The sequence below is a fragment of the Pseudomonas sp. PDM13 genome, from assembly GCF_025685765.1.
Classification (GTDB): domain Bacteria; phylum Pseudomonadota; class Gammaproteobacteria; order Pseudomonadales; family Pseudomonadaceae; genus Metapseudomonas; species Metapseudomonas solani.
Genome location: NZ_JAOTQU010000040.1, coordinates 23701 through 48551 on the forward strand (window position 1 = coordinate 23701; position 24851 = coordinate 48551).

Here is a 24851-nt window from a genome sequence, read left to right on the forward strand (position 1 = left end):
GTTACTTCACTCCAAACATGAACAGAAGATCCGAGATAGCCGTCTGGGGCGGTGGCAAGGAAAGATGAGCTCGCCGGATAGTAAGGGTCCAATCGAGCAGCTCGAGCAGCCCCTGCCCCTTGTTCTCGTTGTCACATGATTTAGAGACGCTGACCGAAAATTCATGCGCATCCGGCATCAGCTTCAGCACTGCATCGCGGACTGCCGCCTCAATCTCAGGCGCGATGGACACATCAGCTTTGGTCCAAACGAGCGCGACCGGGCGGCCAGCACGCTCCGCTGCCAATCGACGAGCCAGCATCTGAAGTGAGCTGCGGGCTGATCCCTTGTTTTCTCCGGCAAGTGCTTGGCGATCAGCAATCAGCAATAACACATCTGCATGTACTGCCACCCAGCGCGCGCCCTCGGCATCAGGCGCATCTCGGTTCAAAGACCACTTTTGGAACCACTCGCCCGGGGCGTCGGTAAACAGGTAGCCGCGGGCATCACCTGAGCCATTTCTAAACGAGGCATGCAAGAGACCTGGGGCTCTACCGCCTCGGCTCGTGGTGTGAGGCGGAAAAATTGGGGGATAACCTGGATTCCATCGTAGTGAGCCTGCCAGTGCTTCCCAACCCGCTAATGAGTAAGAGCCGGCAAAGCGGCGTTTCTCAGAGCAAGCGAGACCGCGCCCGATAAGCAGGTACCAAGCTGCAAGTAGCGTGGTCTTGCCTGCGTTCTGCGGCCCTACTACTGCAACAACCAGTGGCTTTCCTGGACCTGCGACAAAGCCCAAATCAGCTAGGCCTAGCGCGCTTCCCGACCAAGGAAGCAGCAGGCTATTGGCATCCACCATCGCAGATGCCGGGGCAACCTCTTCCCCCTTCCCCCAGGTAGGGCATTTGGTGTGGTTCACATAGCCCAAATCGCAGCTGCAATCAGGGGCAAAGCATGAGGGGCGCAAGCAAGCATTCATCAGTCTTTAGTTCCTGGCTTCTTAGCCTTCACGACCTCTCGCGTAGCCCGAGCTGCTTGCAACTCCCTGAAAATCCAAGCGGCCCACTCAGAGATGGTCAGTGCCGCGTCAGCAGGTACACCGACCCTCGCGCGGAACTGGGTGTCGTTCATCGCAAAAGTACCCTCATCCTCTGCAAGCAAAGACAAAATAGGACCTCGCCCACCTGGCTGCGGGATAAGTTGCCGCGCAACCGTCCGCAACGGGCTCAGCTCTGCTGATTTGACTGCTTCACCAACGAGCTCACGCAAAGACAGATTGTTCTCTGGATCCACGGAGGTCAGGCTCAGTACGGTCTCGCTGAGAAAAGCGGCCACGCTGACGGGGGAGAAGGTGGGCACTTGCTGGTGTAGGTCCAAAGCCATCAGCGCTCCCACAGTCGATGCTGGAAGTGTGCGATAGCTGACGCGAGCGCTAGGCGAGTACAGGGTCTCTTTCCACCAAATCAGATTGGTTCTTCGCTGCAGGCCAGCAGTCGCCGCACTTACAAGCTTCAGCGTATCCCCAACATGAGTTGTCACTGCTTCCGAAAGGGCCTTTAGCGGCTCTGTAATGTTGATCGGTTCAAACTGAAGGCTTTCCAATGCCGCATTAAGCGAATCGGCAATGGCGTCTCCTGCCAATCTGCCAAATTGTTTTCCCCAGCTATGCGGGTCGTTACGGTTTGAATGGGGGTTGGTTGGTGCATATGTAGCCGCAGCCAATTCCTCTGCCAGATTGTCAGCTTCAATGCCCACTTCAGGCAGCGAAATCTCGATTGGGGATGGGGCCGAGTACTTCATATGTGGCACATGAATCGACTCGGGGGTCGCCCACTCGGCCTCCGCCCGAGCGTCAACTCGCCTCTCTATTTCGAGCACAGCCTCTGCCCAGATGCTCTGCTCGTTACCGGCTTCGATAAAGGGCAGCGCATTGCGAGCTGACGTAACAAACGCGACCCCCACCCTTTCGTCGCTGGCAGCCTGAACGAGGGCATCGAGCAGCAGAGCCCGCAGCACCAACAGGGGCGTACCAGAAAAGGTGTTGATGTAGGTGGGCCAGCGCTTCCTTAGCGCATTACAAACCTCTGTGATGACTGGGTCATCCTCGGGTGATGCAGGATCAAAGGCAATCAGGGCAAACGAGGAGGTCTTCGATGGAGTCTTTTGTAACGAAGCAGCTAGGTCAGAAGCAGTCTCTCGAAGCTTACCGAGTTTGGCATCATCGCCGCCTACATCTATCAGACCTGCACTCAGAAAACGAAGTAGGATTTGGTCGCTCATACTAGCTTAATCTCTTCCTTGATCAGGGCCCCAGCCACCACTGGGCAGAGGTCTAAACCCAATACTAAATCCCCATCTGTCGCGAGGGCAATGCGACATCATCGTGACCATGGCGCCCCTCGCGCGACTGCATAGAACATGCTGTAAAAGCATCGCGCGTGTACTGGTGCCTCCAGCGGTTTCTCGGATTAAAGGGCCGGAGTCTCGCACTTAGGAACCGACACCGAGAGCCAAAAGCGATACAAAGATGACGGTCCGCTTCTGGCCGTCGACCTCCCTTGCCCTCCCGCCCCCTCATCCTTATCCTGCACCCGCCACGGTAAGTCCCGTGGCCGGGTTTGACAGCCCGCAGCAAAGGCGCGATTGCGCCACCAAGGTGCATGCGAAAAACGGCGGACGTTTTTTGCAGGCCTTTGTACGCATGCAGTTTTCATAACTGCTCTGCTCTATGGCAGATCGCGTGGGGAGACCCTTGCGGTCTGCCGGCTCCTTTGCCCGGTCTGTCAACCCTGCGCGATCTGCCGCCTTTTGAATGACAGCGAATGGCGGCAGCTGATGAGCCTCAGCAAAGGACTATTCGCCATGCACGACGCATTCACCCCCCTCATTCTCTACCGCTCAGCCCCGCCCCCCATCCTTCCCACCCACGGGGAGGTTTCGGCATGAGCGATATCACTCACGAACAACGCCGCCTCCGGCAACTGGTCCAGGGCCTGGATGCACGCCTGCATACCACCCTGGTGATCGCCGAGGTGATTCTGGAGAACGTGTCCCTGCACGATGGCGTGCCGGGGCCGTTTCTCGATGGTTACCGGGAGGGTGCGTTGATGGATGCGGTGATCCACCTGTCGCGCAGCAACTATGAGGATTACCTGCGGCTGGTGGAGATGGTCGGACTGCCCTTGGGGCGCCAGGTGCCCTGATAGACAGCGGGGCAGGGCGCTGCGCTGCCATTGCGGCGGCGCAGCGTTGGTGTGGATCAGATGTCCGGGAAGTCGGAGCGCCGGTTCCAGAACTGCGTGGCGCTGGCGTTGTAGAAGATGCCGGCGCCGGCTTCCGGGCCGAGGGCCATTACCACGGTGACGCCGATCGGGTGGGGGCTTTGGTTGGCGCCTTGCCAGCTGCCGTCCCACAGCAGGTTGACCGAGATGCCGCCGATGAACTGCGCGGAGATGGTCACGCCGTTGCAGGCGCCGTTGATCTGGTCCACTTCGCCGTACCAGACCCCGACCGCGCAGGCGTCGATGCTGCCGCCGATATCCAGCCCCGTTGCGCCGCCGAAGGTGACCCATTCGACGCTGTAGTCCGCCAGCGGTGTATTGGCGGGCACGTTGCCGAATTCGTTCAGGGGCCAGAACCCGCCGGATTCGACGCCCACGGTGCCCAGGCCGTAGCCGCCATGCAGCCCGGCGCCGATGCTGACGTAGCGGATGTCGGGCAGGCCGGTCACCTGGTTCTGGTAGGCGCCGATCAGTTCCTTGCTGACGTCCTGCTTGCCGACCTTGTCGAACAGCTTGGCCAGGTGCTCGCCGTGCTCGTTGAACCATTCGACCGCGTAGCCTCTTGCCGACTGGGCGCCGGTGGAGGTGGACAGGGCGGCGTGGGCCTCATCGACGGTGGCGGCGCGGAATACGGCGACGCCGGGGCCCCAGCCTTCATGGGCTTCTTCGATGAAGTCGTAGATGTAGCGCAGCTTGCCGTCACCGAAGGCTGCCGTGTGCTCGTAGACCAGGTGCAGGAAGGGGTCTTTGGCATTGATGGCGAAGGCGTGGAAGTTGGGCGCGCCCGTGGTGTTCTCGGTGGGCAGGCGGTATTCACCGTCTTCTTTCTTCGGGGACAGCTTGAAGCTGGTCGGGTGGGTGGGCGAGGCCGGCAGTTGGAGCAGGTAGATCGGCAGGGTGTCTTCCCCTTGCACCGGCTGGCGCAGGGCGAAGAAGGCGGCGTTCCTGCCGGCGTACGACTGGGCCTTGGCAAGCGTGTCGAGGTAGCCGCTGGGCGGTACGGAGTAGAGGTAGCGGTCAGGGTCCGCCACCGGGCGGTGCCTGAGCGGGACGACCGGGGTGAGGTATTCCAGCAGCTTGACCAGGGGTGGAATGGGCTCTTCCACCAACTCGACCGTGAGCGCCCATTCGTTTTCGGGCAGCGCCATGAGGAAGTGCATGGTTGCCAGCGGCCAGTTCTGCTTCGCGGGGCGTGAAACCACCGCGCCGTCACTGACGCGTATCAGCCGGCCGCCTTCCAGCTTCCAGGCGGCGGCGTTCATCTTGTACGACAGGTAGAGGCAGTTGGCCGTGGTTTCCCAGGACAGCCAGTAGCCATTGTCGGCCTGCAGGTAGTTGAGGCCGTCCGAGAGGGTTTGCCAGGTGAAGGTGAGTGGCCGGCTGCCGGTGCAGCAATAGGATTTATACGCCTCGGCGTCGTTGACGGCCTGGCACAGCCAGTCGCCGCCGATATTGTGGCCCGGCAGGCTGAGGCGGAGTTTGAAGCGGCGGATTCGGGCGGCTTCGCCGGGTGTGACGGCGAGGGTGTTGGAGAGTGAAAGGCTCATAGGTAATCCTCCATGATGAAAATCCCTGTGGGGGGATGGAGCAGTGCGTGTACTGCCCAACCTGCGCTGCGCGGGTAACTGTAGTAGCGGGCGGTTCAACTGTCGCAACCGCCGGGCGCCGCTGAACTCGGCGGCGCCGTTGCGGTTCCAACCTTCACGGGCTTGCGAACCCCGTGTGCCGTGGCACCGGGCTGGCGCCGTGGTTGCCCGACTTCCTTTATATGAGGCTCGAACCATGCGCCCATTTGCTGCCTTGCCTATCCGTCCGTTCGCTTTCCTGCTCGGCCTGTTGCTCGCCACCGGTGCTTCCGCCGCCGAGGAGGCGGTGCTGGTCGATGCCATCAATGCCTACCGCGCCCAGCCGCAGAACTGCGGCAACCAGCCCACCGTTGCGCTTACGCCTTTGGCCAGCGACCCGCGCCTGGTGCTGCCCACCGGTAATGGCGAAACCTGGCGCGCGGCGCTGGAGCAATCCGGCTACCGGCCGGGGGATGTGCGCACCATTCGCCTCACCGGCCCGGCCGATGCCCAGGCGGCGTTCAAGGCGTTGCTGGGGTACTGCGATGTGCTGCTGAACCCGCAGTTCGTCGATGTGGGCGTGAGCCAGGCGGGGCCGGTGTGGCGGGTGACCTTTGCGCGGCCGTTGCGCAGCGCGGCCCTGGCCGCCGGGCCTTTGCAGGGGCCGATGCTGCTGGAGCAGGTGAACGCAGCGCGGGCGCAGCCGCGCCTGTGCGGCAACGAGCCCTTCGCCTCCGCGCCGCCGCTGCGCTGGAACGAGGCCCTGGGAGTGGCGGCGACCAACCACAGCCAGTCGATGGCGCTCAACGGCTTCTTCGCCCACCAGGGCACCGACGGCAGCGCGCCGGCGGACCGGGCGCGCAGTGCCGGCTATGGGGGTACGCGGGTGGCGGAGAGCATCGCCGCCGGCATGGGCTCGGCGGCCAGCGCGGTGCAGGGTTGGCTGGCCAGCCCGGAGGAATGCTCGCGGTTGATGAGCCCGCTGTTCACCGACCTGGGCGGCGCCCAGTCGCCGGCGGCGAAGGCGGGTGGGGAGTATTGGACGCTGCTGCTGGGCGCTCCGTGAAAACCTAACTGCGTTGCCATCGCGGCGTTGCAAGTAGGGGAGCCCGCCGGAAGCACCGTGCGGAGGTGCGCACGGCACACCCTACGGCTCGTGTTCGTCCTGCTCTTGATTCGCATCGTCACAGGGCGTAGCCCGGGCTTCAGCCCGGGAGTTTTGTGCGCATCGATTCCTGGGCTGAAGCCCAGGCTACAAGAGCTTTCGGCCTTGGCAGCGCTGATGCTTTTTAGTGGCTTGTCTGGGCATAGCCCTTACTTCGCCTTGGCCAGGCTGGCCATATAGGCCGCGAACATGTCGCTCAAGGCGCCGATCAGTTCGCTGCGGGTGAGCGGCGGATGGGGGTGGCTCATGAAGCGGATGATGGTCATCAGCGCGCTGTTGATGACGACGTAGAGCGTGGGCAGCGGGTTGTCGATGGGGATTTCCCGCAGGTGGCGCAGCAGGTAGAGGCGGCAGAAGTCGAACAGGTGCCGCTCCATTTCGTCGACCACCTTCAGCGTGCGCAAGTCCTGCCAGTGGCGCGCCAGTTCGAGGTGCAGGCTGGCGTTGCGGTCGATGAATGCGAATACCGCCTGCAGCAGGCGCTCCACGGCGGTGTGCACGTCGTCCGCCAGCAAGGCCGTGGCGTTGTCGCGGACCACGCCGGCCAACGCCTGGCTCATGCGGTCGAGCAGGGCCTCGACCAGGGCTTCCTTGCTGGCGAAGTATTGATAGAGCGAACCGACACTGACCCCGGCCTCGGCGGCGATGAGGTTGGTGCTCAGGCGTGCCAGGCCCTCGCGGGCGATGACCCGGGCGCAGGCTTCCACCAGGTCGGCGACCATCTGTTGCGAGCGTTGCTGGCGGGGCTGCTTGCGCATGGCGGGCTCCGGACGCGAATTGAATGCGAGCGGATAGTCGCATTAGCGTGAGGGCGTTTCCAAGCCCTTGCCGGAGCCGCTTCCATGCACGCACCAGACCTCGCCCAGCCCGCCCATCCACCCGTCCCGCCGAGCCCGCTGGGGCCGGATTCACTGACCTGGCGCTACTTCGGCGACCTGCGCGGCCTGCTGCTGATCGGGCGCACCGGCATCCTGCAGAACATGCACCCGGGCCTGGCCGCCGGCGTGCTGCAGCATTCCGACCTGTTCGCCAACCCCTGGAACCGCCTGCTGCGCTCCATCCCGCCCATCCTCGGTGTGGTCTACGACGGTGGCCAGGCTGCCGGCACCGCTTTGCAGGTGCGCTCCTTCCATCGCGATATCAAGGGCCAGGACGGGGAGGGGCGGCCCTACCACGCCCTCAGCCCCGAGCTGTTCTATTGGGCCCACGCGACCTTCTTCGAGGCGCAGATCGCCCTGCAACAATGGCTCGGCGCGCCCCTGGACGAACAGCAATGCGAGCGCCTCTACCAGGAGTCCATCCACTGGTATGCCCTCTATGGGTTGCCGATGGGGCAGGTGCCGGAGAGCTACGTCGCCTTCCAGGGTTATTGGCAGCGGATGCTGGAGCAGCGCCTCCAGCCGACGGAGATCACCGCCTGGTACTTCGGCTCGACCGGGCGCTTGCAGGCGCCTTATCCCTGGATGCGCGGCCCGCTGTGGTGGTGCCTGCAGCCGGTGCTGGTGGGCGGCGTGCGCTGGGTGGCGCGGGGCACCTTGCCGCCGGTGTTGCGGGAGCGGCTGGGGCTGCGCTGGACGGCGTCGGACCAGCGCCGGTTGCGCCTGCTCGCCGGGTTCCTGCGGCTGGCCTGGCGTGTGCTGCCCGGGGAGTGGGGCTATTTCCCCCGGGCGCGACGGGCGATACGGCGTGCGCGCCTGGCTGCCCCTGCAGAGCAACAGAGTCCCGGGGCTTGATGGGCTTCACCGTTCCCGGGCTGAAGCCCGGGCTACAGGGGTGGCGTGGTTGGGCGGGGCCTTAGTGCGGGGCGCGGTTGCGGATGGTTTTCATCAGGTCGTCGGGGCTGATGTGGCCGACCACTTGGGTTGCGGCGCTGCCGGGTTGCGGCAGGTCGAGGATGTGGCCCTTCATCTTGCCCACCACGTGCATTTCGCAGGGTTTGCAGTCGAACTTCAGGGTCAGCACTTCGTCGCCGTGCACCAGTTGCATCGGTGCCACCTTGGTGCGCACGCCGGTCACGCCCTTGGCCTGCTTGGGGCAGAGGTTGAAGGAGAAGCGCAGGCAATGCTTGGTGATCATCACCGGCACTTCACCGGCTTCCTCGTGCGCCTCGTAGGCGGCATCGATCAGCTGCACCCCATAGCGGTGGTAGAAGTCGCGGGCCTTCTGGTTGTAGACGTTATAGAGGAACGACAGGTGCGCTTCCGGGTACACCGGCGGCGGCACGGCGACGGGTTTGCGGCCGCCGCGCGGGTGGGCGGCTACGCGGGCGGCGGTCAGTGCCTCGATGGCTTCGCGGCGCAGGGCCTTGAGCTGGGAGTTGGGGATGAAGAAGGCCTGGGGCGCGTCCAGCTCCACGGCGTCGGCGTGGTACTGGGTGGTGCCCAGCTGGCCGAGCAGGTCGTGCAGCTGTTCGAGGGCCTGCTCGGGCTTGTTGGCGGCGCCGAAGGGGCCTTCCAGGGCGACGCTGGCGGTGATGCCTTCCTCGCTGGTGGCGCTCAGCTCCAGGCGCTCTTCACGCAGCTTGGCGACCCAGGAGAGGCCGATGCGGCGCTCGGACGAGGTCTTCTGCAGGGCCTGCTGCCAGTTGTGGTCGAGGTTGCGCGAGAGCGGGTGGTTGGGGCGCAGGCGGAACAGGCCCTCGGGCATCTCGTTGGGTTCGACGCGGTAGCGGTAGCGCTTCTCGCCGTCTTCCTCGAACTCGCCCTTGGGCTCGGCGATGTTGGCGCGGAAGCCTACGACTTCGCGCTTGACCAGCACGTTGAGGCCGTCGCCGTTGGACAGGGGCTCCTGGGTCACCACCAGCAGGTCGCGCTTGTTGACCTTCTCGACGTTGCCCACCAGCAGGCCGGTGAAGGTGGGGGAGTCGAAGGCGCCGATGTCGATCTTGCGGTCGGTGACGAAGTAGTCGGTGCTGCCACGGTGGAAGGTCTTGTCCGGGTCGGGCACGAAGAAGTGATCGGTGCGGCCGCTGGAGGCGCGGGCCAGGTCCGGGCGGTTTTCCAGGATGCCGTCCAGGCGCTGGCGGTAGTAGGCGGTGATGTTCTTCACGTAGCCCATGTCCTTGTAGCGCCCTTCGATCTTGAAGGAGCGCACGCCGGCGTCCACCAGGGCGCTGAGGTTGGCGCTCTGGTTGTTGTCCTTCATCGACAGCAGGTGTTTTTCGAAGGCGACGACGCGGCCCTGGTCATCCTTCAGGGTGTAGGGCAGGCGGCAGGCCTGGGAGCAGTCGCCGCGGTTGGCGCTGCGGCCGGTCTGGGCGTGGGAGATGTTGCACTGGCCGGAGAAGGCCACGCACAGGGCGCCGTGGATGAAGAACTCGATGGCGGCGTCGGTGTGGTCGGCGATGGTGCGGATCTGCTTGAGGTCCAGCTCGCGGGCCAGCACCAGCTGGGAGAAGCCAGCCTGGTCGAGGAACTTGGCCCGCTCCAGGGTGCGGATGTCGGTCTGGGTGCTGGCGTGCAGCTCGATCGGCGGGATGTCCAGTTCCATCACGCCCATGTCCTGGACGATCAGCGCGTCGACGCCGGCGTCGTACAACTGGTGGATCAGCGCGCGCGCAGGCTCCAGCTCGTCATCGTGGAGGATGGTGTTGATGGTGACGAACACGCGGGCATGGAAGCGCCGGGCGAACTCCACCAGCTGGGCGATATCGGCCACCTCGTTGCAGGCGTTGTGCCGCGCGCCGAAGCTCGGCCCGCCGATGTAGACGGCGTCGGCCCCATGCAGGATGGCCTCGCGGGCGATGTGTACATCGCGGGCAGGGCTGAGCAGTTCGAGGTGGTGTTTGGGTAGGGACATGGCAAAAAGGCTTCCGGCACGGTGCAGGGCGCGAATTGTACCGGTCCGGTGCCCGCTCGGCACCCGGTCCGGCGACGAATAGCGGGATGGCCGCAAACGCCTGCACGCTCGCGCTGTTGATCCTGCCCCTGTAATGGGAAAACGGAGCCTGGAGCGGCGGCGGTGTTGCCTGGTTCCGGCTAGGGGCGATGTCTAGAGTAGTCAGCTGGACAAAAGGAGTTGCCCCCATGAGACGAAAGGCTCGCATCCTCATCCTCTGCAAGACCTACCCCAGCCCTAGTGCCACTTATGCCGAGACCTCCTGCGTGGCGGGCATGGATGAGCACGGCGCGTTGATCCGCTTGTTCCCCGTGCCGTTCCGCCTCATTGGCGAGGAGCAGCAGTTCGCCAAGTGGCAGTGGATCGAAGCCGGTATCGAAAAGAGTACCCAAGACCACCGCCCTGAGAGCCACAAGATAGGCGTAGACACCATCCAGCCCCAGGAAACGCTGCCCGCTGGTGATTGGCTGCAGCGCAGGCGCCAGCTGGAGAAGTTACCGCTATACGAGAGCTTCGAGGCGCTGGAGCAGGCGCGGTTGAGGGACGGTACCACCCTGGGGTTGTTGAGGCCTGCACGGATAACCGGCTTGCAGATTCGCAAGGCGGGCACCGAGCAGTGGACGGCCGAGGAGCTGGAGAAGCTGGAGCAAATGCAGCGCCAGGCCAGCCTGTTCGATGAGGACGAGGTTGCCAGCATCAAGCGCCTGGAAAAGGTGCCGTTCGATTTCTACTACCACTACGAGTGCATGGTCGGCGGGCAGGTGGTCAGCCATACCCACAAGATTTCGGATTGGGAGGCCTGCGAGTTGTACCGGAAGGTGCGCCGAAGTCACGGCTCCGGCTGGGAGGTGCCCTTCAGGAAAAAGCTCGAAAGGGATCTACCACGTCAGGACCTGATGTTCCTGATGGGCAACATGCACCGTTTCCCAGGCCAGTGGCTGATCGTCAGCCTGATCTATCCGCCTAGGCTACAGCCGGGAATAGGTCTGCAGCTGCCGTTACTTTGAGGGGGAGGTGAACGGCCTGCAGGGCGCCGTCGAGGCTGTGGGCGCGCTGGGCGATCAGGTTGCGGTGGCAGAACCGGGCGTCCGCTTCGTAGCAGACCATGCAGATCCGTTGGCTGGGCACTTCGGCGAGCAGCTCATGGAGCCGCTCGTCCTGGGTGTCGATATAGGCATTGAAGCCACGCTCATAGACGGCCCAGTCACCATCTTCCTTGTAGCGCTTGCGTACGGGCTTGGGGCAGCCGAGGGCGGGCTCGTGCTCGTAGGCGATGCCCGCTTTCGCCAGGCATTCGGCAAAGGCTTTCTTGGAGAAGCCCGGCTTGCGCGAGAGGGGGTATTCACGAACGTCGAGGACCTTGTCGATCCCGGCTTCTTGCAGGCGCGCGATGAAGGCATCGATGGAGAGGCCTTCATAACCCGCTGTGTAGATATTCATGATGTCCTCCGCTTCCGTGCCGACCTGGCCGCAAAATCGCGGCGGACTATATCACCGCAACCTGGAAGCAGGGCTCGCCGACGATGGGCGGCCCTTAGGGCGCGTCGATGTCCTACAGGCCCTCAGCAACTGGATATATCGCGGATCCAGTCGTGGATCAGCGGGCGCGGTTGCAGCAGGTCGGCGTCGGCGGCGTCCAGCAGCGGCAGGCCCTGGTGGCCAGCGCGGCGGAAGTGCAGGCGGGTGCGGGCCTGCTGTTCATCGAGGATTTCGCCGCTCAGGCGCAGGCGCGCCAGCAGGCGTTCGTCCACCTGGTAGCTGCCGCACTCGCGACAACGCAGGGCGAGGCCGGGGCCGCCCGATTCCAGGGCCTTGGCTTCGTGTTCGCAGATCAAGCACTTCACGGGGCAACTCCTTTGTCCGGCAGACGACAGGCTTGAGTGGGGTCGCGATCCTGCCGACCGCTGCGCGACGCGGCTCTGTGGCCGCTGTGCAACGGGCGTGACGATCGCTGATAACCATAGACCGGGTGCCGGAGGGTGAGTTGCAGAATTATTCGAGCCTTGTGTCGGCTGGGTTGCCAGGCCCCGCGCGCCGGGGCCTGGTGAGTGGCGGGAGGGCTAGATGTCCTTGCCGAGGAAGCTGTCGCGGTCGGGGTGGCGCGGTTTCGGGCGCAGGGCGGTGACCAGGCGGCCGTCGAGGGCGGCCAGGCCGGCGGCGATCAGGGCCATGCCGATGAAGTGCTTGGCCTCCAGCTGTTCGCCCAGCACCAGGGCGCCGAGGAGGATGGCGCTGACCGGGATGAGGAAGGTCACCAGCATCAGGTTGGTGGCGCCGGCGCTGGCGAGGATGCGGAAGTACAGCACGTAGGCCAGGGCGGTGGAGAGCAGGGCGATCCCGGCCAGCGCGGCCCAGGTGGCGGGGCCGGGCAGGGGCAGGGTCCAGGGGTGGTCCACCAGCAGGGCGACGGGAATCAGCAGCAGGGTCGAGGCGCTGATCTGCCCGGTGGCGGTGATCATCGGCGGCACGCCCATGGCCTTGAAGCGGCGGCCGAAGATACCGGCGAAGGCATAGGACAGCGCGGCGCCGAGCACCGCCAGCTGTGCCCAGATATGGCTGCCGAGCCCCGACAGCGCGGCGGGGCCGATCAGGGTGGCGACGCCGGCCAGGCCGATGAGCACGCCGGCGAGCTTGCGGCCGGTCATCTTCTCGTCCTGGGTCAGCAGGTGCGCCACCAGCACCGAGAACAGCGGCGTGCTGGCGTTGAGGATGGAGGCCAGGCCGCTGGCGATGTGGGTCTGGCCCCAGACGATGAGGCAGAAGGGAATCAGGTTGTTGAGCAGCCCCATGCCGAAGAACGCCAGCCACACGCGGGGATCGCGCGGCATCCGCAGGCCCATGAGGTGCACCAGGGCCAGGAGGGCGAGGGCGGCCAGGCCGATGCGGGCCATGACGATGGTGAAGGGGGGCAATTCCTTCACGGCGATGCCGACGAAGAAGAACGAACCGCCCCAGAGGATGGAAAGGGCCACCAGCATGCCCCATTCGCGTGTGCCCATGACGTTCTGCGTGTTCATCGCCTGTCTCCTTGCTTGAGTTCCATTCGTTGCAGGCGGTCGCTTGAATCCCGTCTGTGGCTCCCTATTATTCGGACGGGGCTCGGCGTGACAAACGAGCTTTTCTCCATGGACGATCGAGTTTTTCTAAAGCATGAGCACCTTGCCTTCCCTCAGCGCGCTGCGCGCCTTCGAAGCGGCGGCCCGCCACCTCAGCGTGACCCTGGCGGCCCGTGAACTCTGCGTGACGCCGGGGGCGGTGAGCCTGCAGGTGAAGGAGCTGGAGGCGACCCTCGGCGTGCAGCTGTTCCTGCGCCGGCCGCGCAGCCTGGCCCTGACCGCCGAGGGCGCGGACTACTTCGCCACCCTGCGCACGGCCTTCCGCCTGATGCGTGAAGCCACCGCCGAGATCACCGCCCGCGCGCGGCCGGCGGTGCTGACCCTGACCTGCACGCCGGGCTTCGCCCTGCAGTGGCTGGTGCCCCGGCTGGGTGGCTTCGAGGCGCGGATGCCGGGGATCGACGTGCGCATCAGCCCGTCCAATCGGCGCATGGATTTCGCCCTCGACGGCATCGACCTGGCGGTGCGCCACGGCTTCGGCCGCTACGAGGGGCTGGTGGCCGAGCGGCTGGTGGATGACGAGCTGGTGCCGGTGTGCAGCCCGGCGCTGACCGCCGATACGAGCCTGTCGACGCCCGCGCAACTGGCGGGCTTCACGCTGCTGCACGACGAACACCGCCACGACTGGCCGCTGTGGCTGGAGGCGGCCGGCGCTGCGGAGGTGGACGCTGCGCGCGGGCCGCTGTTCGTCGACAGCAACGGCGCCATCGAGGCGGCCCGGGCCGGGCTCGGGGTGGCGCTGGTGCGGCGCTCCCTTGTGCATCGCGAGCTCGCGGCCGGTACCCTGTTGGCGCCTTTCCACCAGGGCGTTGCCAGCGCCCTGGCCTATTTTCTTGTCTACCCGGCCGGCGTTCTGGAGCGTCCCGCAGTGGCGGCGTTCCGCGAATGGCTGCTGGCCGAGGCAGGCAGGGCTTGAGGAATCGAACATGGAATACCTGATCAGAACCGCCACCCCTGACGACGCCGCGGCCATCAGCCAGGTGGTGCTCCTGGCGCTGGCCGAGAGCAACGCCCGCGACTACCCGCCGGCGGTGATCGCCTCGGTGCAGGCGAACTTCGGCCCCGAACAGGTGCGGGGGCTGCTGGCGGCGCGCGAGGTGCTGGTGGCGGAGGAGGCGGGCTGCGTGATCGGCACCGCCAGCCTGGATGGCGATGTGGTGCGTACCGTCTTCGTCGCGCCGGGTGCCCAGGGGCTGGGCGTCGGCCGGCGGCTGATGGAACAAGTGGAGGCGCTGGCCCGGGAGCGCGGCGTCGCGGTGTTGAAGGTGCCTTCGTCGATCACCGCCGAAGGCTTCTACGCAGGGCTGGGCTTCCAGGCCGTGCAGCAGATCATCCGGGGCGAGGAGCGCACCATCGTGATGGAGCGCTCGCTCGCCTGACCCGGGCTAAGGGTTACCAGCCGCAGGCGGCCTCGAAGCTGTCGGCGCGGGCCATTTCCCACATGCGGCCGTAGAAGTCGGCTTCGATGGTGTCCTTGAGCAGGTCGCCCGGCTTGAGGAACACGTGGAGCTGGGAGAACAGGCGGATCTCGCTGTCGGAGACGCGGCGCACCAGGTGGCGCGGCTCCAGCTGCGCCGGGTGATCGAGGCCGGCGGCGGCGAGCATCTCGGCCAGGGCCTTGAGGGTGTTGCGGTGGAAGCTGTGCACGCGCTGGGCCTTGTCGGGTACCACCAGGGCGCGCTGGCGCAGGGCGTCCTGGGTGGCGACGCCGGTGGGGCACTTGTTGGTGTGGCAGCTCTGCGACTGGATGCAGCCGATGGCGAACATGAAGCCCCGCGCGGAGTTGGCCCAGTCGGCGCCGATGGAGAGCACGCTGGCGATGTCGAAGGCGCTGACGATCTTGCCGCTGGCGCCGAGCTTGATCTTGTCCCGCAGGTTCAGCCCCACCAGCACGTTGTGCACGAACAGCAGGCCCTCGCGCAGCGGCACGCCGATGTGGTCGGTGAACTCCAGTGGCGCGGCGCCGGTGCCGCCTTCCTTGCCGTCGACGACGATGAAGTCCGGGTAGATGCCGGTGGCCAGCATGGCCTTGGCGATGCCCATGAATTCCCAGGGGTGGCCCAGGCAGAACTTGAAGCCCACCGGCTTGCCGCCGGACAGCTCACGCAGCTGGGCGATGAACTGCATCATTTCCACGGGGGTGGAGAAGGCGCTGTGGCGCGAGGGGGAGATGCAGTCCTCGCCCATCATCACGCCGCGGGTTTCGGAGATTTCCTTGGTCACCTTGTGCTTGGGCAGGATGCCGCCGTGGCCGGGCTTGGCGCCCTGGCTGAGCTTGATTTCGATCATCCGCACCTGCGGGTTCTGCGCCTGGGCGGCGAAGCGCTCCGGGTCGAACAGGCCGGCGGCGGTGCGGCAGCCGAAATAGCCGCTGCCCAGTTCCCACACCAGGTCGCCGCCGTGCTCGCGGTGGTAGGGGCTGATGCTGCCTTCGCCGGTGTCGTGATAGAAACCGCCGAGCTTGGCGCCCTGGTTGAGGGCGCGGATGGCGTTGGCGCTGAGGGAGCCGAAGCTCATGGCCGAGATGTTGAAGATCGATGCCGAGTAGGGCTGCTTGCACTGCGGCCCGCCGATCTCGATGCGGAAGGCCGACGGGTCGCTCAGTGGGGCGGGGCGCATGGAGTGGCCGATGAACTCGAAGCCCGCCTGGTAGACGTCCATCAGCGTGCCGAAGGGCTTGTCGGCGCCTTCGTTCTTGGCCCGCGCGTACACCAGCGAGCGCTGGGCGCGGGAGAAGGGCAGCTTGTCGCCGTCGGCTTCCAGCAGGTACTGGCGGATTTCCGGGCGGATGCCTTCCACCAGGTAGCGGATGTTGCCCAGGATCGGGTAGTTGCGGCGCACCGCGTGGGGTTTCTGCAGCAGGTCGATGAGACCGACCAGCGACAGCACGCCGGTGAGCAGGGTGAAGGGCCAGACCCATTCATGTTCGATGAAGGGCAGGGTGGCGAGGGTGAAGAGCACGCAGAAGGCGAAGAACGCGTAGCGGCTGAGAAGCGACAGGCTCATGCGGTTTCCTTGTGAGAGGGCACGGGTTCAGCGTAGCGGAGCGGCAAGGTTACGCCTTGTGGCACGGCGAGGGGCACCCTGAAGCTCGTCGGGTGAGCCCGCCAGGCACCGTAGGCTAGCGCGGCGCGGCGAAGAAACGCCGCCACAACTCGGCCTCGCGCCCGCTGGCGCGCAGGGCGGCCAGGCCCTTGTCGAAGGCCTCCACATAGCTGCGGTTGCCGGCGGGCTGCCCGGCGAACAGCACGAAGTACTCCCAGCTCTGCAGCGGCGCGGTGGTGGCCAGGTGCGCGGCTTCGTCCGCGTCCAGCTTCTGGTTCACCAGCCACTGCCCGGTGCCCTTGACCATGTCCACGGCGTCGATGCGCCCGGCGGCGAGCTTGCGCAGGTTGCTGGTTTCGTCGCCGCCCACTTCGTATTTCAGCAGGCCGCGTTGTTCGGCTTCCTCCAGCAGCGGGGTCTTCGCCGAGCCCAGGGGCAGGCCGATGGTCAGGCCGCGCAGGCGCTCGATGTCGGCCGGCGTGCCGTCCCATTGCACCGGGCGGGCGCGGTTGTAGAAGAGCACCACCTCGTCGCTGTAGACCCGCTCGGAGAACAGGCAACAGGCCTCGCGCTCGGGGCTGCGGCCCCACACGGCCGAGGCCTGCCAGCGGCCCTGGCGCACTTCCTCGAAGGCGCGCTTCCAGGGGAAGAAACCGTATTCCACGGTGATGCCCTGGGTGGCGAAGGCTTCGCTGACCAGGGTGGGGATCACGCCATTGCCGGGCTGCGAAGCGCTGATAAGGGGCGGCCACTCGCCGATGGCGATGCGGATATGGCCCTCGGCGAAGAGCGGGCGGGCGCAGGCGAACAGGCAGATGAACAACAGGACCCGGAATCGGGACATCGAATTCTCCCGGCGATGCACGCCCGGCGGCGTGGCACCCGTTCAGCCAAGCACAGGGCGTGCCGGCCCGCCAGCCGTGGCGTCATGTACGAGGGGGCGCGCCATTGGGTGAGTGTTTTCAGGGAGGCCCGATCGCGAATGAATTCGCTCCCACAGGGACGGGTGGCTAGGGCGTGGAGCTCTTTGTAGGGTGTGCCGTGCGCACCTCGAGGGTGGGGCGTATTCAAGAGCAGAAATGAGTGAGGAGGGTAGTGCTCGTGGGGGGAGCGGGGCTCGGGCTCGGATAAGCGGTGGGCTGAAGCCCACCCTACGCTTCACCCCGCGCCTCACCTGACGTCTTACCCTGCGTCCGTCTTGCGCTTGGCGATGTACGCAGCATCGCGAATGAATTCGCTCCTACGGGGGGCTCTGTGTGATGGGCTCAGCCTAGGGTTGTGGCGGCAGGGCGTGGGTGCAGGCGGTGAGCACGGCTTCGTCGGCCTTGAGGCGGTCGGGGAGGAAGTCGCGGAGGAATTCCACCCAGGTGCGGATCTTCGCGTCGAGGAATTGCCGCGACGGGTAGAGGGCGTAGATGCCCAGGGGGAACAGGCTGTGGTGGGGCAGCACGCGCACCAGGCTGCCGTCGGCCAGGCCCTTGACGGCGGAGTACACCGGCAGCACGCCGATGCCCATGCCGGCGATCAGCGCTTCGGTCATGGCGTCGGCGGTGTTGACCTGGAAGGGGGTCTGGTTGATGGAGATCATCTGCTGCCCGTCGGGGCCTTCGAACAGCCACTTGTCCAGGGCCATCACCGAGTTCACCAGGCGCAGGCAGCGGTGCTGGGTGAGGTCCGACGGCTGGCGCGGGGCGCCGTGTTTCTCGATGTAGGCGGGGGAGGCGCAGAGCACGCTGTAGGTGGTGCCGAGCTGCTTGGAGATGAAGCCCGAGTCGGGCAGCTCCTGGGCGATCACCACCGAGATGTCGTAGCCCTCGTCGAGGATGTCGGTGGTGCGGTTGGCCAGGGTCATGTCGAAGCTGACGTCGGGGTAGGTCTCGCTGTACTGGGCGATGGCCTTGATCAGGTAGTGCTGGCCGATGCCGGTCATGGCGTGGACCTTGAGGTTGCCGGCGGGGCGGGCGTGGGCCTCGCTGGCTTCGGCCTCGGCTTCCTCTATGTAGCCGAGGATCTGCTCGCAGCGCAGCAGGTAGCGCTGGCCGGCTTCGGTGAGCGCGATGCGACGGGTGGTGCGGTGCAGCAGGCGGGTACGCAGGTGGGTTTCCAGGGTGGCCACGGCGCGCGATACGTAGGAGGTGGTCAGGTCGAGGCGGGCCGCCGCAGCGGTGAAGCTGCCGGTTTCGGCCACGCAGACGAAGGCGCGCATGTTGAAGAGGATGTCCATGAAGGGCTCCGGCCTGGAAGGGGTGCGAATTCTGGCATGAAGTGCCGAGGGGATTATGGCCGATCAGTACACAATGAATCGCCTATCCGAGCGCTTATCCCGAGGCCGGGCCACACATAGAATCGCCGCCGTTTCGGGCCTTTCCGGCCCTTGCCTCAGGATGTGCCGCACGTGCCCCGCAATCGTCGGCCCGGGTTGACCCGAGCCAGTCTGTTCGCTGTCTTCCCGCTTCTGTGTTCCTGTATCGATTCCTCCGGCCTCGCGCCATCCTCCCGGCCCCTGGACGCCCATGTACTGGCGCCGGGCGCTGCCATCAGCGCCGCCCAGGCCGAGGCCGGCTGGCCCGCCGGGCAGTGGTGGCGCGCCTATGGCGACCCGCAGCTGGACCGCTGGATGGACCGCGCCCTGGCCGGCAGCCCGAGCCTGGCCATGGCCGCCGCGCGGGTGCGCCAAGCCCGGGCGCGGGCCGGGGTGGTGGAGGCCGACGAGGCGCCGCAGCTGGGTCTGGACGCCAGCCTGCAACGCAAGCGCTGGCCCGACGATGCCTTCTATGGCCCCGGCGATCTGGCCCGCAGCAGCAGCTGGAACAACACCAGCCAGCTGGGCTTCAGCTACCCGCTGGATCTCTGGGGGCGCGAGCGCAGCCGCGGCGAGTCGGCCCTCGACCAGGCCCGGGCGACGGCGAGCGACGCGCGCCTGGCGGCCCTGGAGCTGCAGGGCAATCTGGTGCGCAGCTACATAGGCCTGGCCCTGCACCACGCCGAGCTGGATATCGCCGAAGCCGAGCTGGCCCGCCAGGAACAACTGCTGGCACTGACCCGCCAACGCCGCCACGACGGCATCGGCACCGGCCTGGAGGAGACCCGTGCGCAGCTGGGCCTGCCCGAGGCTCACCGGCAGATCGACCTGCTGCACGAAGCCATCGCGCTGGACCACAACCAGCTCGCCGCCCTGGCCGGCGCGGGCCCGGGGGAGGGCGAGGCCCTGCAACGCCCGGCGCTGTCGCCACTGCTGGACCTGGGCCTGCCGCCGCGCCTGCCCCTGGAGCTGCTCGGCCACCGACCGGACCTGGTGGCCGCGCGCTGGCGGGTGGCGGCCGAGGCGCGGGGCATCGAGGCGGCGAAGGCAGACTTCTACCCCAACGTCGACCTGCTCGGCGGCCTCGGCACCTCGGCGGTGCAGGGCGGGGTGCTGGACTTCCTGCGCTACGACAAGCTGACCTGGGGCCTGGGCCCGGCGCTGTCCCTGCCCGTCTATGACGGTGGCTTGCGCCGTGGCCGCCTGGCCGAGACGGGGGCCGGCTACGACCTGGCGGTGGAGGGTTACAACCAGGCGCTGGTGCTGGCGATCAAGGGCGTGGCCGATGCCCTGGTGCGGCTGAAGTCCCTGCGCGAGCAGCAGCACCTGGCCGCCGATTCGGTGGCCCAGGCGCAACACGCCTTCGACCTGGCCCAGCTGGCCCGCCAGCGCGGCCTCACCGACCAGCGCGCGGTGCTGGAGGCGCAACCGGCGCTGCTCCAGGCCCAGCGCCTGCAGCAGCAGGTGCGTGCCGCGCGCCTGGTGGCCCAGGCCGACCTGCTGCTGCAACTGGGCGGCGGCGTGCTGCCGGTGGCCACCGGCCCGCAGCCGGAGCGACTGACGCCCACCGAACCCACGCTGCACATCCCCCATCCCTGAGAAACGACCATGACCACAACCTTGCGCCGCGACCTGGCCAACTGGGCGCGCACCGAGGGCCTGACCTGGGTGTTCATCCTCAAGGCCCTGCTCACTGCCTTCATCGCCCTGTGGCTGGCCTACCGCCTGGAGCTGCCGCAGCCCGGCACCGTGCTGGTGACGGTGTTCATCGTCATGCAGCCGCAGAGCGGCCAGGTATTGGCCAAGAGCTTCTACCGCATCATCGGTACCCTGCTGGGGCTGACGGTGATGGTGGCGCTGATCGCCCTGTTCAACCAGGAACGGGTGCTGTTCATGCTCAGCGTGGCCATCTGGATCGGCCTGTGCACCGCCGGTGCCGCGCGCTACCGGGACTTTCGCGGCTACGCCTGCGTGCTGGCCGGCTACACGGCGGTGATCATCGGCCTGCCGGCGACCCTGCACCCGGAAGGCGCCTTCATGCAGGCGCTGTGGCGGGTGCTGGAGATCACCCTGGGCATCCTCTGCACCGGGCTGGTCAATGCCCTGGTGCTGCCGCAGACCAGCAGCGCCGACCTGCGTGCCACCTTGCAGGCGCGCTTTCGCGACTTCGCCGCCTTCGCCTGCGAGGGGCTGGCCGGGCGCCTGGACAGCGATCGCTTCGAGGCCCTCAATGCGCGCTTCGCCGCCGCTGCCGTGGGCCTGGAGAACCTGCGCAACGCCACCGCCTTCGAAGACCCGCACATGCGCCTGCGCGCCGGGCGCCTGGGGCGGCTGAACAACGAGTTCATGGTGCTCTCCACGCGCTTCCATGCTCTGCACCAGTTGCTCAACCGCCTGGCCGCGACCGTGGAGCCGACCGGCCAGCTGGTGCGCGAGGCCCTCGCACCCTGCCTGGCGGAAGTGGCCGCGCTGCTGGCCGCCCAGCGCGAAAGCCTGGGCAGCGACGCCGAGGCGGCGGAGTTCGCCGGGCGCCTGGCGGCCTGCCGGCAGGAGCTGATGCAGCTGATCCGCGCTGGGCGTGGACGCCTGGCCATGCAGCAGGTGGACGAGGCCGGCGCGCTGGATTTCGATACCGCCGCCGAACTGCTGTTCCGCTTCGTCGATGACCTTCACAGCTACGCCCTGACCCTGGCCTCGCTGCTGGACCACCGCCACGCCCGCGAGGACTGGCGGGAGAGCTTCCGCCCCCGCGCCAACTCCCTGGCCGCCGCCGTGGCCGGCATGCGCAGCAGTTTGCTGATCCTTGCCCTGGGCACCTTCTGGATGGCCACCGCCTGGCCGGCCGGGGAGACCTTCACCATGACCGTGGGGATGATCTCGGCACTGGCGTCGTCCTCGTCCAACCCCAAGCGCCTGGCCCTGCAGCTGACCATCGGCGCCACCGGCGGCGCCCTGGCCGGTATCGCGACCACCTTCTGGGTGCTGCCCTGGCTGGACGGCTTCGCCATGCTCTGCTGCGCCCTGGCGCCCACCTTCGCCCTGGGCGCGCTGCTGCTGTCGCGCAGCCAGTGGTCGGGCTACGGCGTCGGTCTGCTGGTGTGGTTCTGCCTGCTGTCGCTGCCGGCCAACCTGACACACTACGACCCCTACCGGCTGTTCAACGAGTACCTGGCGGTGCTGCTGTCCATGACCCTGGCCACCCTGGCGGCGGCGCTGATCCTGCCGCCCAACCGACCCTGGCTGTGGCGGCGCCTGGAGCACGACCTGCGCATGTGCGCGGTGCACACCGTGAGCGGGCGCATCCGTGGGCTGGTGAGCGGCTTCGAGAGCGGCACCCGGGACCTGCTGGCCCAGGCCTATGCCTTCTCCGCCGGGCGCCCGGACGTGCAGCGCCGCCTGCTGCGCTGGATGTACGCGGTGCAGGAGGTGGGGCACGCGGTGATCGAGCTGCGCCTGGAGCAGGCACGGCTGCCGGCGTTGTCCTGCTATGCCGAATCCATGCCCTGGCGGCAATCGGTGCGGGTGATGGGGCGGGCGCTGATCCGCCTGTTGATCCAGCCCGGCGAGGCCAACCGCCTGCGCGCGTTGCAGGCGGTGGAGCAGGCCATCGAGGCGGTGCGCGCCACCCCCGAGCCCTGTGCGCCGCAGTTCGAGACCTCGCCCTTGCGCCGCCTGCAGAGCTACCTGCACTTCATCCGCACCTCTCTGCTCGACCCGCTGGCGCCCTGGGCGGATGCCCCCGAGCCGGCACCCGCCCCGGTACTCGCCCATGCCACGTGAGATCGCCCTGCACGGCGTCTACCTGCCGAGCCTGACGCTGCTGTTCCTCCTGGCCCTGGCTGGCGGCTGGGTGCTCGACCGCCTGGCCGCGCGCCTGGGGCTGTACCAGCACGCCTGGCACCCGGTGCTGCTGCGGGTCAGCCTGTTCACCTGCCTGTACGGCGCCCTGGCGCTGGCCACCTACCGTTGAGAGACCCCTGTCCGTGAAACGAATCATCAGTGTCGTCGCGACCCTGCTCATCCTCGCCTTGGCGGTGGCCTTGGTGCACCAGCTGTGGCAGCACTACATGGAGTCGGCCTGGACCCGCGACGGCCGGGTGCGCGCCGATGTGATCAACATCGCCCCCGATGTCGCCGGGCTGGTGGTAGAGGTGCCGGTGCGCGACAACCAGGCGGTGAAGGCCGGCGACGTGCTGCTGCGCATCGACTCGTCGCACTACGCGCTGGCGGTGAGCGAGGCCGAAGCGGAGGTGGACGCCGCCCGCGCCGAGCTGGACATGCGCCGCCTGAACGCCCGCCGCCGCGCCGACATGGACGACCTGGTGGTGTCGCGGGAGAGCCGCGAGGACGCCAGCCATATCGCCAACGGCGCCGAGGCCCGCTACCGCCGCGCCCTGGCCCAGCGCGATGCGGCGCGGCTGGACCTGGAGCGCACCGAAGTGCGCGCGCCGGTGGACGGCTACGTCACCAATCTCAACATCTACCGGGGCGACTACGCGCGCACCGGCCAGGCCAGCATGGCGCTGGTGGACGGGCGCTCGTTCTACGTCAACGGCTACTTCGAGGAGACCCGCCTGCCGCGCATCCGCGTGGGCGCGAAAGTGGAGATGCGCCTGATGAGCGGCGAGCGCCTGCTGGGGCATGTCGACAGCATCGCCCGGGGCATCTACGACCGCGACAACCCCGAGAGCCGCGAGCTGGTGGCGGACGTGAACCCCACCTTCAACTGGGTGCGCCTGGCCCAGCGCGTGCCGGTGCGCATCCACCTGGACGAGGTGCCCGAGGGGCTGGCGCTGTCGGCGGGGATGACCTGCACCGTGGTGGTGGACGAGGGGCAGGGCGGGGACGCTCCGCGGGGCTGAGGGATTGTTGAGCCAGCGGCCACAGTCCTTGTGCTGGATCGGTCTGTAAGCGTCGGGTGGTGCTCCTTAAAATTGACCTGCCTCCCACGACGAGGCGTACATGCTGATCTACCTCACCGTCCTGCGGTGTTGCGCAGTACCTTCGGCCCGTTCGTGGAGAGCGGGCCGAAGCCCCTCCCTCCAAGGCAATTCGGATAACAGATCAATGAAAGCGTTCATGTTGCTGGCCCTGGCCGGCCTGTCTCCTCTCGTCTTCGCTGCCGCCCCCGAACAACCCGCTCCCGCCGAAACCGAGCCCTACCACTACGGCATGGAGCTGGACATCGCCCGGGTCATCTCCCGCAGCGAAGTTCCCGATGTCTGCGGCGTGGTGCCGGCCTACCTGACCTATGAAGACCACCAGGGCAAGGTGCATCGCCTCGAGTACATGGTGTTCGGCAATGGTTGCTCCAACGGTTGAGCCCAACCGCTCGACGTGACAGATGCCCGGCCCGATAAGCCGGGCATTGTCGTTTGAGGGGGTGTGGTGGGGGCCTACGTGAAGCTTGGATTAAATATCTGACTTGCCGGTCGGAATTCATTATCCTGCGGCACTCTTGCTTGCAGTACAGAACAACCCATCAATAAAAGGATCAATTCCATGGCTCAAGTAACCCTCAAGGGCAACCCCGTCAGCGTCGATGGCCAACTGCCGGCCAAAGGCGCCCAGGCACCGGCTTTCAGCCTGGTCGGCGGCAACCTGGCGGACGTGACCCTGGCCAGCCTGAGCGGCAAGCGCAAGGTGCTGAACATCTTCCCGAGCGTCGACACCCCCACCTGCGCCACCTCCGTGCGCAAGTTCAACACCGAAGCCAGCAAGCTGGCCAACACCGTGGTGCTGTGCATCTCCGCCGACCTGCCGTTCGCCCAGGCGCGCTTCTGCGGCGCTGAAGGCCTGGAAAACGTGATCAACCTGTCCACCATGCGTGGCGCGCAGTTCCTCAAGGACTACGGCGTCGCCATCGCCAACGGCCCCCTGGCCGGCATCGCCGCCCGCGCCGTGGTCGTGCTGGACGAGAATGACAAGGTGCTGCACAGCGAGCTGGTAGGCGAAATCGCCGACGAGCCGAACTACGCAGCCGCCATCGCCGCGCTCTGATCGGGTGAAGGTGACGAAAAAGGGAGGCCGGTGGCCTCCCTTTTTCTTTGGGCGCGATTTCGTGGCCCAACGCGGCGATGTGTGGCCTCGCTGCGGGCATTCCTTGTGGGAGCGGCTTCAGCCGCGAAAGACCCACCGTCGGCACCGGGCTGCGAGTGGGCGGATGTTTCATCGCGAATGAATTCGCCCCCACGGGTTCCGGCAACAGCTTCGCGAGCAGAGCTCGCTCCTACGGGGCGTGCCAGGGCCGACACGGCGGTGTTTGGCGGGGCTCCGATGGTGGATGGGGGAGGCGTCATCCACCCACACACCGGTTGGCTCCGTAGGGCGGGTGAAACCCGCGTGGTGGTGGGTCGGGGGTGTCGGATTTCACCCGACCTACGAGGGGCTCGGTGCCGTAGGTTGGCGCCGAGCGTAGCGAGGCCCAACACAGCGGTGTTCGGCCTCGCTGTGGGCATTCCCTGTGGGAGCGGCTTCAGCCGCGAAGGGCTTACCGCCGGCACTGGGCCGCGAGTGGGCGGGTGTTTCATCGCGAATGAATTCGCTCCCACGGGTTCGAGCAAC

General features: G+C 66.7%; 23 protein-coding genes. 12 read left to right on the forward strand and 11 right to left on the reverse strand.

Translation table 11 applies throughout. The features are described 5' to 3' along the window. Window position 1 precedes the first annotated feature (1 nt). On the reverse strand, window positions 2-955 hold the full coding sequence (locus tag OEJ36_RS28870; RefSeq protein ID WP_317891609.1) for a TRAFAC clade GTPase domain-containing protein: 954 nt from the start codon (window positions 953-955) through the stop codon (window positions 2-4). Next, window positions 955-2256, reverse strand: coding sequence for a GTPase-associated system all-helical protein GASH (locus tag OEJ36_RS28875; RefSeq protein ID WP_263404422.1), 1302 nt, complete (start codon window positions 2254-2256; stop codon window positions 955-957). The genes OEJ36_RS28870 and OEJ36_RS28875 overlap by 1 nt, the downstream gene beginning before the upstream one ends. Window positions 2257-2918: 662 nt before the next feature. Here OEJ36_RS28875 and OEJ36_RS28880 point away from each other — a divergent pair. Next, entirely contained in the window at window positions 2919-3179 is a 261-nt protein-coding gene (locus OEJ36_RS28880) for a hypothetical protein (protein ID WP_263404423.1), read from the forward strand. Between the two features lie 56 nt (window positions 3180-3235). Here the strand turns inward: OEJ36_RS28880 and OEJ36_RS28885 are convergent, their stop codons facing one another. Then, on the reverse strand, window positions 3236-4804 hold the full coding sequence (locus tag OEJ36_RS28885; protein ID WP_263404424.1) for a hypothetical protein: 1569 nt from the start codon (window positions 4802-4804) through the stop codon (window positions 3236-3238). Window positions 4805-5039: 235 nt separating this feature from the next. Between OEJ36_RS28885 and OEJ36_RS28890 the strand changes: the two genes are divergently transcribed. Beyond that, a complete protein-coding gene (locus tag OEJ36_RS28890) occupies window positions 5040-5888 on the forward strand; it encodes a CAP domain-containing protein (protein WP_263404425.1) in 849 nt (282 codons plus the stop codon). Window positions 5889-6136: 248 nt separating this feature from the next. On the opposite strand, the gene OEJ36_RS28895 is transcribed toward OEJ36_RS28890, so the two are convergent. Then, window positions 6137-6745 carry a TetR/AcrR family transcriptional regulator gene (locus OEJ36_RS28895; RefSeq protein ID WP_263404426.1) on the reverse strand — a complete coding sequence of 203 codons (609 nt, stop codon included), beginning with the start codon at window positions 6743-6745 and terminating at the stop codon, window positions 6137-6139. A gap of 84 nt (window positions 6746-6829) precedes the next feature. Here OEJ36_RS28895 and OEJ36_RS28900 point away from each other — a divergent pair, with 84 nt between their 5' ends. Then, entirely contained in the window at window positions 6830-7720 is an 891-nt protein-coding gene (locus OEJ36_RS28900) for an oxygenase MpaB family protein (protein WP_263404427.1), read from the forward strand. Window positions 7721-7781: 61 nt separating this feature from the next. On the opposite strand, the gene OEJ36_RS28905 is transcribed toward OEJ36_RS28900, so the two are convergent. Then, a complete protein-coding gene (locus tag OEJ36_RS28905; protein ID WP_263404428.1) occupies window positions 7782-9785 on the reverse strand; it encodes a peptidase U32 family protein in 2004 nt (667 codons plus the stop codon). A gap of 227 nt (window positions 9786-10012) precedes the next feature. Between OEJ36_RS28905 and OEJ36_RS28910 the strand changes: the two genes are divergently transcribed. Beyond that, window positions 10013-10831: a hypothetical protein gene (locus OEJ36_RS28910; RefSeq protein WP_263404429.1), complete on the forward strand. Its 819-nt coding sequence runs from the start codon at window positions 10013-10015 to the stop codon at window positions 10829-10831. Here the strand turns inward: OEJ36_RS28910 and OEJ36_RS28915 are convergent. From OEJ36_RS28915 to OEJ36_RS28925, 3 genes are all read right to left on the reverse strand, one after another. Then, on the reverse strand, window positions 10788-11264 hold the full coding sequence (locus tag OEJ36_RS28915; RefSeq protein ID WP_263404430.1) for a DUF488 family protein: 477 nt from the start codon (window positions 11262-11264) through the stop codon (window positions 10788-10790). The two genes, OEJ36_RS28910 and OEJ36_RS28915, sit on opposite strands and share 44 nt — an antisense overlap. 122 nt (window positions 11265-11386) lie before the next feature. Further along, a complete protein-coding gene (locus OEJ36_RS28920; protein WP_184491174.1) occupies window positions 11387-11668 on the reverse strand; it encodes a hypothetical protein in 282 nt (93 codons plus the stop codon). Between the two features lie 216 nt (window positions 11669-11884). Next, on the reverse strand, window positions 11885-12841 hold the full coding sequence (locus tag OEJ36_RS28925) for a DMT family transporter (protein ID WP_263404431.1): 957 nt from the start codon (window positions 12839-12841) through the stop codon (window positions 11885-11887). A gap of 133 nt (window positions 12842-12974) precedes the next feature. Between OEJ36_RS28925 and gcvA the strand changes: the two genes are divergently transcribed. Together gcvA and OEJ36_RS28935 are read left to right on the forward strand one after the other, a co-directional pair. After that, window positions 12975-13856 carry a transcriptional regulator GcvA gene (gcvA, locus tag OEJ36_RS28930; RefSeq protein ID WP_263404432.1) on the forward strand — a complete coding sequence of 294 codons (882 nt, stop codon included), beginning with the start codon at window positions 12975-12977 and terminating at the stop codon, window positions 13854-13856. Between the two features lie 10 nt (window positions 13857-13866). Beyond that, on the forward strand, window positions 13867-14319 hold the full coding sequence (locus OEJ36_RS28935; protein WP_263404433.1) for a GNAT family N-acetyltransferase: 453 nt from the start codon (window positions 13867-13869) through the stop codon (window positions 14317-14319). 13 nt (window positions 14320-14332) lie between these two features. Here the strand turns inward: OEJ36_RS28935 and OEJ36_RS28940 are convergent, their stop codons facing one another. The 3 genes from OEJ36_RS28940 to OEJ36_RS28950 all read right to left on the reverse strand — a co-directional run bounded on the left by OEJ36_RS28940 (window position 14333) and on the right by OEJ36_RS28950 (window position 18209). Then, the gene (locus OEJ36_RS28940) at window positions 14333-15946 is read right to left on the reverse strand and encodes an FMN-binding glutamate synthase family protein (protein WP_263404434.1); all 1614 of its coding nucleotides are present in this window, start codon (window positions 15944-15946) and stop codon (window positions 14333-14335) included. Window positions 15947-16061: 115 nt separating this feature from the next. Next, entirely contained in the window at window positions 16062-16829 is a 768-nt protein-coding gene (locus OEJ36_RS28945; protein WP_263404435.1) for a substrate-binding periplasmic protein, read from the reverse strand. Window positions 16830-17255: 426 nt separating this feature from the next. After that, window positions 17256-18209: a LysR family transcriptional regulator gene (locus OEJ36_RS28950; RefSeq protein WP_263404436.1), complete on the reverse strand. Its 954-nt coding sequence runs from the start codon at window positions 18207-18209 to the stop codon at window positions 17256-17258. Between the two features lie 171 nt (window positions 18210-18380). Between OEJ36_RS28950 and OEJ36_RS28955 the strand changes: the two genes are divergently transcribed. From OEJ36_RS28955 to tpx, 6 genes are all read left to right on the forward strand, one after another. After that, window positions 18381-19886, forward strand: a complete 1506-nt coding sequence (locus tag OEJ36_RS28955) for an efflux transporter outer membrane subunit (RefSeq protein WP_263404437.1) — start codon at window positions 18381-18383, stop codon at window positions 19884-19886. A 9-nt stretch (window positions 19887-19895) separates the two neighbouring features. Further along, the gene (locus tag OEJ36_RS28960; RefSeq protein WP_263404438.1) at window positions 19896-22067 is read left to right on the forward strand and encodes an FUSC family protein; all 2172 of its coding nucleotides are present in this window, start codon (window positions 19896-19898) and stop codon (window positions 22065-22067) included. Continuing rightward, entirely contained in the window at window positions 22057-22257 is a 201-nt protein-coding gene (locus tag OEJ36_RS28965; RefSeq protein ID WP_021219158.1) for a DUF1656 domain-containing protein, read from the forward strand. Before OEJ36_RS28960 ends, OEJ36_RS28965 begins: the two co-directional genes overlap by 11 nt. 7 nt (window positions 22258-22264) lie before the next feature. Next, window positions 22265-23149 carry an efflux RND transporter periplasmic adaptor subunit gene (locus tag OEJ36_RS28970; RefSeq protein WP_411861068.1) on the forward strand — a complete coding sequence of 295 codons (885 nt, stop codon included), beginning with the start codon at window positions 22265-22267 and terminating at the stop codon, window positions 23147-23149. Between the two features lie 205 nt (window positions 23150-23354). Then, window positions 23355-23609, forward strand: a complete 255-nt coding sequence (locus tag OEJ36_RS28975) for a DUF2790 domain-containing protein (protein WP_236232614.1) — start codon at window positions 23355-23357, stop codon at window positions 23607-23609. A 180-nt stretch (window positions 23610-23789) separates the two neighbouring features. Beyond that, window positions 23790-24287 carry a thiol peroxidase gene (gene tpx / locus OEJ36_RS28980; protein WP_021219155.1) on the forward strand — a complete coding sequence of 166 codons (498 nt, stop codon included), beginning with the start codon at window positions 23790-23792 and terminating at the stop codon, window positions 24285-24287. Window positions 24288-24851 lie beyond the last annotated feature (564 nt).